Genomic DNA, 12,372 nt, shown 5'->3' with positions numbered 1-12,372 from the left:
CGGCGACATCACCGTCACCACCGCCGCCGGCATCTCAGCCACCCTCGACGCCGGCACCACCCACGGCCGCATCACCAACACCCTCAAGAACAACGGCACCCCCGAACTCCACATCCACGCCACCACCTCCAACGGCGACATCACCGCCAACAGCCTCTGACCAGCGGCCATGCCGCCGGAGCAGGCAACCACCGGCTCCCACCAGCCCGAAACACTCCAGCACCAACCGGAACGGGTCAGGCGGCGATCACGCCGACGAGGGCAGCACGTCCGGGGCCAGTGGAAGGGCGACGCGGAAGGTCGCCCCGGCGCCGAGGGCGGTCTCCAGGGTGACGGTGCCGCCGTGGGCGGCGACCAGCGCGGCCACGATGGCGAGCCCCAGCCCGCTGCCCCCGGCCTTGGTCACGCCCGGCTCTCCCTCGGCCTGCTCGAACCGGCTCGCCGGCGCCGAACGGGATCTCGACGGGTCGGCTCGGTAGAAGCGCTCGAAGACGCGTTCGGCCTGGTCGGGCGCGAGGCCCGGGCCCTTGTCGATCACTTCGAGGAACGCGGAGGCGCCCGCCGTACCCGCGCGCAGCCGGATCGGGGTGCCCGGAGGGGTGTGGCCGAGAGCGTTGCTCATCAGGTTCGCGACGATCTGCCGCAGCCGTACCTCGTCCCCGGAGACGATCGGCGCCACGTCCCCGGCCACCTCCAGCGCGATGTCGCGGTCGCCGTCGAGGATGCGCGCGTCCTGGACGGCGTCGGCGGCGAGGGCGAGAAGGTCGACGGGCCGCATGGTGAGCGGACGCTGCTGGTCGAGGCGGGCGAGCAGCAGCAGGTCCTCCACGAGGACGCCCATGCGCGCGGCGGCGTCCTCCACCCGGCGCATGAGCCGGACGGGGTCGCCCGCGGGGTTCTGCCGGTAGAACTCGGCGTATCCCCGGATGGACGTCAGCGGGGTGCGCAGCTCGTGGGAGGCGTCGGCCACGAAGCGCCGCATGCGTTCCTCGGAGGCGCGCGCGGCGGCCGCGGAGATCTCGCGGTCGCGGATGGCCGCCTCGATCCGGGCCAGCATGCCGTTCAGCGAGGCCGCGAGGCTGCCCACCTCGGTGCGCGGGTCGCGGTCGGGGACCCGGCTGCCGAGGTCACCGGCCGCGATGGCGGCGGCGGTGTGCTCCATCTCGACCAGCGGGCGCAGGCTCCTGCGCACGATCACCACGCCGAACAGCGCGAGGACCAGCATGACGACGCCGCCGCCGATCAGTTCGCTGAGCACGAGCCGGCCGGTGATCTGGTTGACCGTGGACAGGTCGATCGCGATCAGCACGCTGCCCACGCCGAGGACCGGCAGCAGCCGGACACGCCACTCGCCGCCGCCCGACGCGGCGGGCACGGTCTGCGGCTCCCAGCCGGGCGTGGCGGTGAGGTCGGGCAGGACGGGCCCCGGACGGTTCTCGCTCTCCAGCCCCGCGACCGAGGTGATGATCCTTCCGGCCGTGTCGCGCACCTGGACGAGCCCTTCGGGCGGCACGCGGGCGCCGAGGCCGGGGCCGCGCTGGAGGCGTCGCACGGTGTCCTGGGCGAACATCGCCAACTGCGCGTCGACCCGGTCGACGAGGTAGCCGCGCAGCATCGAGACGCTGCTCACGCCGATGCCGGCGAGCGCGATCGCGACGAGGGTGAGCATCGTGGCGATCAGCTTGATCCGGAGCGGCGTCCGCGCCGAGAGGGACGCGACGACCCGGCGCGGGCTCCGTCGCGGGGAGGACGGGGTCACGTCGGCGGGGTGCGCAGGACGTACCCGACACCGCGGAGCGTGTGGATCAGCCGCGGGGTGGAGTTGTCGATCTTCCGCCGGAGCACCGAGACGTACGACTCGACGATCCCCGCGTCGCCCCGGAAGTCGTAGTCCCACACGTGGTCGAGGATCTGCGCCTTGGAGAGCACCCGCCCGGCGTTCGCCATGAAGTAGCGCAGCAGCTTGAACTCGGTGGGCGACAGCGGGATGACCTTGCCGCGCCGCCACACCTCATGGCTCTCCTCGTCGAGCTCGATGTCGGCGAAGGTCATGCGGGGCGGCGGGGCCATCGGGTCACCCGCCGTGCGGCGCAGTACGGCCCGGATACGCGCGATGACCTCTTCGAGGCTGAACGGCTTGGTCACGTAGTCGTCCCCGCCCAGCGTGAGCCCTCTGATCTTGTCCTCGGTGGCGTCGCGCGCGGTCAGGAACACCACCGGAGTGTGGGCGCCTCCGCCGCGCAGTCGCCGTACGACGTCGAATCCATCCATGTCGGGCAGCATGACGTCGAGGACGATGAGGTCGGGACGTCGGCGCTGCGCGGCCTCGACCGCTGCGGCCCCGCTCGCCGCGGGGGTCACCTCGAAACCGGCGAACCGCAGGCTGGCGGAGAGCAGTTCGAGGATGTTCGGGTCGTCCTCGACGATCAGCAATCGGGCTTCAGGCGATTCGGTCACGACCCTATAGTGGCCTGATTTCCTTAAGCAGGGATGAAAGAAACGATGTGCCGGGCGATCGCCATGCTCGACGTGGCGGCCGGCGAAGGGGCGTTGCGCACGAGGATCACGCGGCCGTGGACGTCCACGACGAAGTCGTCGACCAGGCCGCCGTCCCGGCCGACCGCCTGGGCGCGCACTCCGCCGGACGTCCGCACCAGGTCCTGCGCGGTGAGGATGGGGACGTAGCGGCGGGCGGCCTTGAGGAACGCGCTCCTGGCCAGTGAGCCGTACACTTCGCCGACACCGGTGCGCCAGTGCTTGGCGGCCATCCGCCGGGTGCCGGGCCAGGTGAGGATGTCGCGCAGGTCGCGCGGCGACACGTCCCGCCAGGAGTAGCCCTCGCGGGCGAGGGCGAGCACGGCGTTGGGGCCGACCAGTACCTCGCCGTCGATACGGCGGGTGAGGTGGACGCCGAGGAAGGGGTAGCGCGGGTCGGGCACGGGGTAGATCAGGCCGCGCACGAAGTCCTTGGCCGAGTCGGTCAGCTTGTAGTACTCACCGCGGAACGGGATGATCCGTACGTCGCCGGCGTGTCCGCCCATGGCTGCGATGGCGTCCGAGCCGAGGCCGGCGCAGGAGATCAGCCGGTCGAAGGTCAGCCGCGCGTCCCCGGCCAGGACCTGGACGCCGCCCGCCGTCTCCCGTAGCGCCCGGACGGGGTGCGACAGCCGTACCGACCCGCCGAGCGCGGTGACGTCCTCGGCGAGGCGGCGCGCGACGGCCGGGAAGTCGACGATCGCCGTGTGGGGGCTGTGGACGGCGGCCACGCCGACGGCGTACGGCTCGACCTCCCGCAGTGCGAGCGCGTCGAGCTCGGCGATGCCGGGCACGCCGTTCTCGCGGGCGCGCTGGGCGATGCGCCGGAGCCCGGCCCGTTCCGCCCCGGTCGAGGCGATGACGAGCTTGCCGACCTCTTCGTACGGGATGTGGTGCTCGGCGCAGTATTCGCGCAGCAGCGCGACGCCGTCGCGGCACAGCCGCGCCTTGAGCGAGCCCGGGGTGTAGTAGATGCCGGCGTGGACGACGCCGCTGTTGCGGCCCGTCTGGTGGGCGGCGACGCGGTCCTCCTTGTCCAGGACGGTCACCGTGGCACCGCGCGCGGCGAGCTCCCGGGCCACGGCCAGCCCCAGGATGCCTGCCCCGATGATCCCGATTTGCTCACTCACAAGCTGATATCTTCCCCGCTTTACGGAGAGGGCGCCAGACGCCCGGCATGCTGTGGCGCCAGGTGACCGGTCTCGGCCAGCCAGCGCAGCGTGTCGGCGACGCTCTCCCTGACGGGCCTCGGGCGCACGCCGAACGTTTCCAGCGCGGGGCCGTCGTCGAAGGGGACCATCGACACCATCACCTCGGCGGCGTCCCTGGTCAGAGGGTAGTCCAGATGCTTGACCCTCCTCACGGCGTCCAGGACGGCGGCGGCGGCCCGCAGGAGCGCGGCGGGCGCCGGGAAGCGGCGGCACCGCAGGCCCGTGACCTCGTCGCACACGTCGGCGAGCTCCGACCACCGCAGGAAGTGACCGCCGTACAGGAACCTGCGCGGCCCCGCGCCGGGCTCCACGCACCGGGCGAGCACCGTCGCGAGGTCGCGCACGTCGACCACGCCGACGCCGCCGGAGGTGATCGGCCAGCCCTGGACCAGGCCCGCCCGCAACCCCTCGACCAGCGAGTCCACGGTCGGCTGGTGCGGTCCGACGACCCCCGACGGGTACACGATCGTGACCGGGTGCCCGTCGTCCTGCAGCGACCTCGCGTAGCGCTCACCGTCGACCTTCGTCCGGCCGTAGTCGGTGCGGGGGGACGACAGCGGGCTGGCGGCGGTGATGACGGGGTCGCGCGGCGGGACGAAGATCGCCATCGTGGAGACGTGGACCACCGGGTCGAGGCCCAGGCCGGCGGCCTGACCCAGCACGTTCTTCAACCCCTGCACGTTGGGCCCGGCGAGGTCGCCACCGTGCCCGGTCACTCCGACCTCGGCGGCGGCGTGCACCACGGCCTCACCACGCTCCAGCCCGGCACGTACGGCGTCGGCGTCCCGGATGTCGGCCTCGAAGGTCTCCAGCCCGTCGTTCACACCAAGACGGGCCAGCACTTTCACCGCCTTGCCGGGATCGCGGACCAGGAGCACCGGCTCGTGCCCCATCGCCCGCAACGCGACCACCGTATGAGAGCCCACGAACCCCGACGCCCCGGTCACCACAACCCGCATGCAGGCAAGCTAGCGCTTGGCAATGCCAAGAGAAAGGAAGAACGCGAGGATCAGGCCGATATGCGACGCCCGGCGTCACGGATCTCGGTGGCACCCGGACAGAACCAGCCAAACCGGTCAGGATTCAAGAAGCGCCGACCCCGGAGCCCTTCGTAGCGTGACCTTCATGTGCACGTTCCCTTACGCACGAAGGAGACAAGGCATGAAGGCGCACGTCAGCTCGATCCTCCTCGGTGTCCGCGACATGGACCAGGCCAAGCGGTTCTACACCGAGGGGCTCGGCTGGAAGATCAAGAACGACTACGGCGTCTCGGTGTTCTTCGAAGCCGACGGAGCCTCGCCCGTCGGCTTCTACGGCCGGGACGGCTTGGCCGACCTGGTGGGAACGAGCCCGGAAGGCAGCGGCTTCAGCGGGCTTGTCCTCACCTACGTCGTCCGCAGTGAGGCGCGGGTCGACGAGATCATCGCAGAGGCCGAGAAGGCCGGCGCCACGATCCTCAAGCCCGCCGGCGCCCTGCCGTGGGGCGGCTACGGCGGCACCTTCGCCGATCCGGACGGCTACATCTGGAGCCTCGGTTACAGCGCCCAGGGAGAGGACCAGCCCTACGCCGAATAGCCACGATGAGGGCCCCTTCTCGGGGCGGCGGAATTGTCGTACGGCGGAATCGGCGCCGTCGTACGACGGGAGGGCGGTAGGGCACCAGTCCGGACAAAGAGGTCGAACAAGTATTCGGATACACTCGCTGCCGTGGACGTGTACGTTCCGCCCGGGTGGCCGGTCGAGGTTCTTCCGCCGGGGAGTCCCGAGTGGGAGTCCTCGGCGGTGGCCTGGCTGCTCGACGCCGTACCGCCCGACTACCGCGCGTACGGCGTGCTGCGGCGCCACCCGCTGGCGCTCGCGCGCATGGCCCGCCACCACGTCGAGTCGGCGGTCGAGGCGGCCCGCAACGGCTACCGGCGCGCGGCCGTCGACCTGAAGGAGCACCTTCCGCCGCACGCCATCGAAGCGGTCCTGTCGGTCTACCGTCGCGAGGGCCCACGGCTCGTCGAGCTCGCCGCCTCGATCGAGCTGGTCGAGCAGGCCCTGCGCGGCGAGCCGTTCGTCGCCCGCATGGACACTTCACGACAAAGAAGATCACCCAGGTAAAACCCTGGGGAGCCGCCGCCCAAGATTCCCCCGCCGCCCTCGGCCCGCACGTTCCGGCAGGGCATACCTCGACGGGCACGCCGGGACATGATCCGCACTGGTGTTCTGGCGTGCCCTCCCGCCCCGGCCTTCGCGGGGCGTTCCATTCGACGAGGGGAAGTTCATGACCAAAGCCCGAACACTGCCCGGAACGGTGGCCCTGACGGCCACCGCCACGCTCCTCGCGGCTCCGGCCCTCACCTTCACCGCGGCGCCCGCCTCGGCCCGTACGGTGCGGTCGTCGCCGCAGCCCGCCGCCCCCGCCTCGTGCGTCCTCGGCAACGGAGGCTTCGAGGAGCCGGCCGGCCTTCAGGGGCCGGGCAACCTCAGAAAGGACGGCTCCGGCTGGCACACCACCGCCCCGGACGGCCTCATCGAGATCTGGGCGCCGGGCAACGCGGGCCCCGCCGGCAGTGAGGTCGTCGCCGACTCGGGCAGCCAGTTCGCCGAGCTCAACGGCACCCGGCCCTCCGCCCTCTACCAGGACATCGCGACCGAACCACGCAGCGTGCTGGTGTGGCGGCTGGCGCACCGCGCCCGGTCCGTCGGCGCGAACGAGAAGGACGTGATCCAGGTCAGGATCGGCGCGCCGGGCGCGTCCGGGACCGTCCAGATCCCACTGGGCCAGATCAGCGGCGACATCGCCGACGGCGGCACGTGGGGTCACCACACGGGGGTCTACCGCGTCCCCCGGGGTCAGAAGGTCACCCGCATCTCCCTCGAGGCCGCCTCAGGCTCGCCGAGCGCCGGCGGCTTCCTCGACTCGGTCGAGATCGCCTGCTCCGCCCCCGGAGTGAAGGTGAAGCTCCCCGGCACGACGTGCCACTGCCCTGGACTCCCGCAACCCCGGCACCCGGCCACCCCGCCGGCCCGTCCCTCGCATCCCCGTCCCTCGCAGATCCACCCGGCTCAGCCCCAGCCCACACCGGCCCACCCGGCTCAGCCCCAGCCCGCGCCGGCCCACCCGGCGCAGGGCCGGCCGTCGCAGAACGCTCCCCTCGACCCCCTGCCGGACCAGCCCCTCCCACGCCCGGCCCACTGAGGATCCCTCGGCGGACGGTGACAGGCCCGCCGCGTCAGCCGGCGCGGCGGGCGATGGCGGCGATGATGCCGGTGGCGCCGAGGGCGACGCCGACCCACAGGGCGATGAGCCCGGCCGGCACCCCGCCGTCCTTGTCGCCGGCGGCGGCGCCGGAGGCCGAGGCGTCGGGCACTCCTGACACCCGGGACGGCCGGGCGCCGTGCGACGGCGTCGGCGCCGGGGTGGCGGTGGCGCCGCCGGACGCCGCGACGGCGGCCGGGAGCGGCACCTGGTACACGGGACTGTGCAGGCCTTCGCTGCCCGTCAGCAGGGACTTGCCGTCGGCGGTGTAGGTGATCGACTCGGCCTGCTCCAGCGCCGGCATGGTGACCTTGCTGATGAGCTCGCCGGGCGCACGATAGAGCGACGCCGAGAAGTACGTGCGGATCACGAAGCTCGACCCGTCGGGGGCGTAGGCCGCGTCGGTCGCCATGATGGGCGCGTCCCCGACCCTGCGGAGGATGTTGATCTTGTCGGTGCGCAGCTTCGCGGGCGCCTCGTACACCGATCCGGAGAATTCCTTGCTCACGACGTACAGCCGGCCGGTGGTCGGGTGCACCATGATGCCCTCGGCGTTGCGGCCGCCGTCCTTGTAGCGGAAGCGGTAGCGGGTCGCCTGGAGGGTGGAGTCGCGCAGCGTGGTGGGCTCGGCCACCTTGTAGATCGAATAGTCGGGCCAGGCGCCGTTGAGGTTGTCGCCGATGTCGGCGAACCACAGCACGCTCTGGCCGGTCGACGGGTCGACGGACGCCGCCATGGCCTCCCAGTCGCGCGCCTGCGCCCCGGCCACCGTGAACGTCGCCAGCGTCGCGCCGTCGGGCCCCACGGCATAGAACTGCGGCCCCGCCCCGCTGTCGTTGTGGGTGTAGACGACCCCCTTGTGCAACCGGGAGACGGCCAGGCCGCTCGACTCGTCGATCCGCGGGTCCTTGAAGCGGAACAGCAGTCGCTCCTTGTCGCCGCCCCGGGGCTTCGCGGCGGTGACCACGCTCTGGTCCGCCCGGGCCGGAGCGGCCGCCGCGAGCGGGCCGCCCAGCACCAACCCCGCAGCCGTCAGGATCCGTGCCACCGCGCCCACCCGTGTGCTCCCCACTCGCTCATCATGCCCCGATCGACGCGACGGCGCGCCGGAGCGACGACACCTGGCCGGGGCTGGACTTGGGATAAGTCTGGTCGAGAGACGCTCCGCTCGGAACCGGCGGACAGGAATCCCCGAAACGGGGCTGGGCTGGAGTGCACTCCAGGTGCTTAGGGTGAAGACATGGAATACGCACACCTTGGACGCTCCGGCCTCTCGGTGAGCCGTCTCTGCCTCGGCACCATGAACTTCGGCCCGGAGACCTCCGAAGAGGACTCCTTCGCCATCATGGACAAGGCTCACGAGCTGGGGATCAACTTCTTCGACACGGCCAACGTCTACGGCTGGAAGAAAGGCGAGGGGGTCACCGAGCAGATCATCGGACGGTGGTTCGCCAAGGGCGGCGGCCGCCGGGAGAAGACGGTCATCGCGACCAAGCTGTACGGCTCGATGGGTGACTGGCCGAACGAGACGTTCCTTTCGGCGCTGAACATCAGGCGGGCCTGCGAGGCCTCGCTGAAGCGGCTGCAGACCGACTACATCGACATCTACCAGATGCACCACGTCGACCGGAACACCCCGTTCGACGAGATCTGGGAGGCGATGGAGGTCCTGCGCCAGCAGGGCAAGATCATCTATGTCGGCTCGTCGAACTTCGCCGGCTGGCACATCGCCAAGGCCCAGGAGGCCGCCAAGCGGCGCAACTTCCTCGGGCTGGTCTCCGAGCAGTCGCACTACAACCTGATCGTCCGGGCGACCGAGCTGGAGGTCCTGCCCGCCTGTGAGGACTACGGCCTCGGCGTGATCCCGTGGAGCCCGCTGGCGGGCGGCCTGCTGGGCGGCATCCTGCGCAAGATCGACAAGGGTCGTTCGGCGTCCGAGAGGATCCTCGGCGAGCTGGAGAAGCACCGCGACAAGATCGAGCGGTACGAGGCGTTCTGCGACGAGCTCGGCGAGGACCCGGCGAACGTCGCGCTGGCCTGGCTCCTCGCGCAGAAGGCCGTCACCGGCCCGATCATCGGCCCCCGCACGCTCGCGCAGCTGGAGAACACCGTCCGGACCCTGGAGATCAAGCTCGACGACAAGGCGCTCGCCCGCCTCGACGAGATCTTCCCCGGCGTCGGCGGCACCGCCCCCGAGGCGTACGCCTGGTAACACCCCGGCCCAGCACCGCGATCGCGTCCCCGCCGCCCCGAACCCGGCCCGGCGGGGACGCGTTCAGCAGTGACAGTCGATGGCCACGGCCAGACGATCAGGGTGGTCGGCCAGCAGGGAACGGAACTCCTCCGACCAGGCCTGCTCCGACTTCCCGCTCCGATCGGACCATCGCGCGTCCGGCGTGACGAGCGCATAGGGAAGAAGGTCGGGGACGAGTTCCCGCACGGGCCTGAGGTTGTCTTCGGGCCGGACCACGTCCAGGCCGTACCTGCGCTGGTACTCCTGCGGCGCGAGGTCGTGGTGCTGCTCCTTGCCCCAGATGACGCCGTCGAACCTGCCGCCGACCGTGAACCCGTCGCACTTGACGTTCGGGAGCTCCAGGCCCGTCTCGTCGTCGACGAAGTCGGGGGCCCAGAACGCCATCATCATCCGCTCGGCCCGCGCGATCGGATCCGATTCCGTTTCGTCCACGAGCACAAGAGCGAGAAAGTGCGCCACGCCGGTCACCATAACAGCACCCGCCGGTCCGCTGAGCTGGGCAAGGAGCGCGGAAACGGCCGTGGCGTCTCTCGCCGCGACCGGTCAGGTGAGCAGGGCGCCGATCACGACGATGATCACGAGCAGGGCGAGCACCATCGGCAGCAGCCAGCGACGGGGACGGTCCACGAGATTGAGCCTAGCCGCGCCCGGCCAGTGGCCAGGACCCCACCGTCTCGTAGTGGGGAGCCGGCCCTGGATAGGACCGGATGAGGTGGACCGCGTCGGCGTGCCAGGGCGTACCGGCGAAGGAGGCCAGGGAGCCGACCAGTGGACGGACGTCGACGCCGCCGCGCGGGCGGGCGCGGGCGAGTGTCAGGTGGGGGTGGAAGCGCTTGTCGTCGACGTGCTCGGCCCCGGCACGCCGTGCGGCGGCGGCCAGCGAGGCGGCCAACCGGCCGAGGCCGGGGCCTCCTCCCCGCACGCCGAGCCAGACCACCCGCGCCCGTGCCGCCGAGGAGAACGCGCCCGCGTCCTCGAACGACAGGGTCATGGGTGCGTGGCGTGCGGCCGCCCGTTCGAGGCGCGCCGAGAGGTCGGGCAGGACCTCCTGCCCGACCTCTCCGAAGAACGACAGCGTGACGTGCCAGGTCTCCGGCGCCACCCAGCGCAGCTCGGGCCACGCCTCCCGGTGGGAGCCGACGGCCGCGCCGACCTCAGCGAGCACCTCCGGGGGAGGCGACAACGCCACGAACAACCGCACCGCGCGTCCTTCCCGAGGCGAACCTGGTGAGCAGGGTCGCGAGGCCGACACCGACCAGGCACATGACCCCGCAGATCACGACTCCGAGGCGTGGCCCGGCCATCTCGCCGACCCAGCCGATCAGTGGTGCGCCGATGGGGGCCCCACCGGTGAACACCAAGACATAGATTCCCATGACCCGGCCCCGCATCTCCGGTGACGCGGCGAGCTGCACCGAGGAGTTGGCCGCCGTGTTCGTGGTGATCATGGCCATGCCGGCGGGCACCAGCAGGAGCAGGAACACCGGGTACGCCGGGGCGAGCCCCGCGGCGATCTGGGCGAGGCCGAAGCAGATCCCGCCACCGATCAGCAGGCGAGGCGTCGGCCGTGCCCGTCGCGCGGCGAGCAGCGCACCGCCGAGCGCGCCGATCGCGAAGACGCTGGACGCCACCCCGAACGACGAGGCGTCCTGGCCGAACACCTGCTTGGACATCAGCGCGATGCTCATGGAGAAGCTGGTGGCGAACATGGCCGCGAAGAGCACGACCAGGATCGGCAGCAGCAGCTCGGGCCGCCGCCACACGTAGCGCAGACCCTCCCGCAGCTGTCCCTTGGCCCTGGCGAGGGGCTCGGGCGTGCGCAGTTCCGACTTGCGCATCAGGAACAGCCCGCCGATCACCGCCGCGAAGGACGCGGCGTTGAGCAGGAAGATCGGCCCGGTGCCGCCCATGGCGTAGATCAGCACGCCGGCGACGGCGGGGCCGACGACCCGGGCGAGGTTGAAGGTGGAGCTGTTCAGGGCGATCGCGTTGGAGAGGTCCTGACGGCCGACCATCTCCACGACGAACGACTGCCGCGTCGGCACCTCCCAGCAGGAGACCAGGCCGAGCATGAACGCCATGACGTACACATGCCAGATCTGGGCGTGGCCCGTCACCGTGAGCAGGCCCATCGTCAGGGCGAGCAGGCCCATGAGCGACTGGGCGACCATCAGCAGCGGCCGCTTGGGGTAGCGGTCGGCGAGCATGCCGCCCCAGAGGCCGAAGACCACGACCGGCAGGAACTGCAGGGCCGTCGTCACGCCGAGGGCGGCGGAGCTGCCGTGGCTCAGTTCCAGGACCAGCCAGTCCTGGGCTGTGCGCTGCATCCAGGTGCCGACGTTGGAGATCACGCTGCCGGAGACGAAGAGGCGGTAGTTGTAGTTGCGCAGCGACCGGAACATGCCGCTCCGCGACCGGGCGACCGGTTCGGCCCCCCGGGTCTCCTCCGCCTCGACCTCCCGGACCTCGGCGATCTCCGCCGCCTCGCCGGCCTTCGACAGGGGTGGCGCGTCCTGTACGGCACGCGCGTCCCGTTCGAGAGGGTCGGCCGGCTCGTCGTCCACCGCGCCCGGGGTCACATCTGGGACAGCTTCTCCAGGATCGGCGCCGCGGCCCGCAGCGTCGCCCGCTCCTCGGGAGTGAGCTCCTTCAGCCGCTGGGCCAGCCAGGCCTCCTTGCCGCGGCGTTCCTCTTTCAGCAGCGCCCGGCCGGGTTCCGTCACGCTGACGGTCACCTGTCGCCGGTCGGTCGGATGCGGGGTGCGAGCAAGCAGTCCCCGTTCCTCCAGGGCGGCGATCACCCTGGTCATCGAGGGCGGTTGCATCTTTTCGAGCTCGGCCAGCTCGCCAGGGGTTATCCCTGAATGCCGCTCGACGGCGGCGAGCGTCGCGAGTTGTGTGGGGGTCAGTGTGTGGGCTCCGGCCTGCCGCCGCAGCCGCCTGGTCAGCCGCGCCAGCGAGACGCGCAGCGCGGACGCCAGGGCGGCGTCGCTGCGCAGATCCGCCGGGCGCCCCGTCTTTGGAGTGTTCGTTAGCATGAGTCATTACCTTTGCTAACTATATACGACACGTCATGATTCCTGTCGGCGGGGGTCGTTTCCGTCATGCGCTGAGCGCCTTTTCGGG

At 71.4% G+C, this 12,372-nt stretch carries 13 protein-coding genes; 4 read left to right on the top strand and 9 right to left on the bottom strand.

Features of this window, described 5'->3' with window-relative positions:
- Positions 1-247 precede the first annotated feature (247 nt).
- From KIK05_RS44705 to KIK05_RS44690, 4 genes are read right to left on the bottom strand one after another with little or no spacing between them, the layout of a single operon-like run.
- Positions 248-1,759 (bottom strand): sensor histidine kinase, encoded by a 1,512-nt coding sequence (locus tag KIK05_RS44705; protein WP_308250414.1) that lies wholly within the window; start codon positions 1,757-1,759, stop codon positions 248-250.
- Complete coding sequence (locus KIK05_RS44700; RefSeq protein WP_214417011.1) at positions 1,756-2,457, bottom strand: response regulator transcription factor; 702 nt, start codon at positions 2,455-2,457, stop codon at positions 1,756-1,758. Before KIK05_RS44700 ends, KIK05_RS44705 begins: the two co-directional genes overlap by 4 nt.
- Before the next feature lie 23 nt (positions 2,458-2,480).
- On the bottom strand, positions 2,481-3,665 hold the full coding sequence (gene lhgD, locus KIK05_RS44695) for an L-2-hydroxyglutarate dehydrogenase (protein ID WP_308250413.1): 1,185 nt from the start codon (positions 3,663-3,665) through the stop codon (positions 2,481-2,483).
- Positions 3,666-3,685: 20 nt separating this feature from the next.
- A complete protein-coding gene (locus KIK05_RS44690) occupies positions 3,686-4,705 on the bottom strand; it encodes an NAD-dependent epimerase/dehydratase family protein (protein ID WP_214417010.1) in 1,020 nt (339 codons plus the stop codon).
- 202 nt (positions 4,706-4,907) lie between these two features.
- Between KIK05_RS44690 and KIK05_RS44685 the strand changes: the two genes are divergently transcribed.
- The 3 genes from KIK05_RS44685 to KIK05_RS44675 all read left to right on the top strand — a co-directional run bounded on the left by KIK05_RS44685 (position 4,908) and on the right by KIK05_RS44675 (position 6,933).
- Positions 4,908-5,321: a VOC family protein gene (locus KIK05_RS44685; protein ID WP_214417009.1), complete on the top strand. Its 414-nt coding sequence runs from the start codon at positions 4,908-4,910 to the stop codon at positions 5,319-5,321.
- Positions 5,322-5,459: 138 nt separating this feature from the next.
- Positions 5,460-5,852: a hypothetical protein gene (locus KIK05_RS44680; RefSeq protein ID WP_214417017.1), complete on the top strand. Its 393-nt coding sequence runs from the start codon at positions 5,460-5,462 to the stop codon at positions 5,850-5,852.
- 163 nt (positions 5,853-6,015) lie between these two features.
- Positions 6,016-6,933 (top strand): hypothetical protein, encoded by a 918-nt coding sequence (locus KIK05_RS44675; RefSeq protein ID WP_214417008.1) that lies wholly within the window; start codon positions 6,016-6,018, stop codon positions 6,931-6,933.
- A 34-nt stretch (positions 6,934-6,967) separates the two neighbouring features.
- Here the strand turns inward: KIK05_RS44675 and KIK05_RS44670 are convergent, their stop codons facing one another.
- Positions 6,968-8,065 (bottom strand): hypothetical protein, encoded by a 1,098-nt coding sequence (locus KIK05_RS44670; RefSeq protein WP_308250412.1) that lies wholly within the window; start codon positions 8,063-8,065, stop codon positions 6,968-6,970.
- 168 nt (positions 8,066-8,233) lie between these two features.
- Between KIK05_RS44670 and KIK05_RS44665 the strand changes: the two genes are divergently transcribed.
- Complete coding sequence (locus KIK05_RS44665) at positions 8,234-9,205, top strand: aldo/keto reductase (RefSeq protein ID WP_214417007.1); 972 nt, start codon at positions 8,234-8,236, stop codon at positions 9,203-9,205.
- Between the two features lie 63 nt (positions 9,206-9,268).
- On the opposite strand, the gene KIK05_RS44660 is transcribed toward KIK05_RS44665, so the two are convergent.
- The 4 genes from KIK05_RS44660 to KIK05_RS44645 all read right to left on the bottom strand — a co-directional run bounded on the left by KIK05_RS44660 (position 9,269) and on the right by KIK05_RS44645 (position 12,284).
- The gene (locus KIK05_RS44660) at positions 9,269-9,706 is read right to left on the bottom strand and encodes a hypothetical protein (RefSeq protein ID WP_214417006.1); all 438 of its coding nucleotides are present in this window, start codon (positions 9,704-9,706) and stop codon (positions 9,269-9,271) included.
- Between the two features lie 178 nt (positions 9,707-9,884).
- A complete protein-coding gene (gene thpR, locus KIK05_RS44655) occupies positions 9,885-10,448 on the bottom strand; it encodes an RNA 2',3'-cyclic phosphodiesterase (protein ID WP_214417005.1) in 564 nt (187 codons plus the stop codon).
- Complete coding sequence (locus KIK05_RS44650) at positions 10,402-11,826, bottom strand: MFS transporter (protein ID WP_308250411.1); 1,425 nt, start codon at positions 11,824-11,826, stop codon at positions 10,402-10,404. The genes thpR and KIK05_RS44650 overlap by 47 nt, the downstream gene beginning before the upstream one ends.
- Complete coding sequence (locus tag KIK05_RS44645) at positions 11,823-12,284, bottom strand: MarR family winged helix-turn-helix transcriptional regulator (protein WP_214417004.1); 462 nt, start codon at positions 12,282-12,284, stop codon at positions 11,823-11,825. The genes KIK05_RS44650 and KIK05_RS44645 overlap by 4 nt, the downstream gene beginning before the upstream one ends.
- Positions 12,285-12,372 lie beyond the last annotated feature (88 nt).

This window comes from Sphaerisporangium fuscum, from assembly GCF_018531465.1.
In the GTDB taxonomy this organism is placed as follows: Bacteria; Actinomycetota; Actinomycetes; order Streptosporangiales; family Streptosporangiaceae; genus Sphaerisporangium; species Sphaerisporangium fuscum.
This window is presented reverse-complemented; position numbering and strand designations above follow the sequence as displayed.

Bases quoted from the DNA above. Each gene is read 5' to 3' on its own strand.
- KIK05_RS44685 (WP_214417009.1), top strand. From the start codon at position 4,908: ATGAAGGCGCACGTCAGCTCGATCCTCCTCGGTGTCCGCGACATGGAC.
- KIK05_RS44690 (WP_214417010.1), bottom strand. From the start codon at position 4,705: ATGCGGGTTGTGGTGACCGGGGCGTCGGGGTTCGTGGGCTCTCATACG.
- KIK05_RS44665 (WP_214417007.1), top strand. From the start codon at position 8,234: ATGGAATACGCACACCTTGGACGCTCCGGCCTCTCGGTGAGCCGTCTC.
- KIK05_RS44645 (WP_214417004.1), bottom strand. From the start codon at position 12,284: ATGCTAACGAACACTCCAAAGACGGGGCGCCCGGCGGATCTGCGCAGC.
- KIK05_RS44675 (WP_214417008.1), top strand. From the start codon at position 6,016: ATGACCAAAGCCCGAACACTGCCCGGAACGGTGGCCCTGACGGCCACC.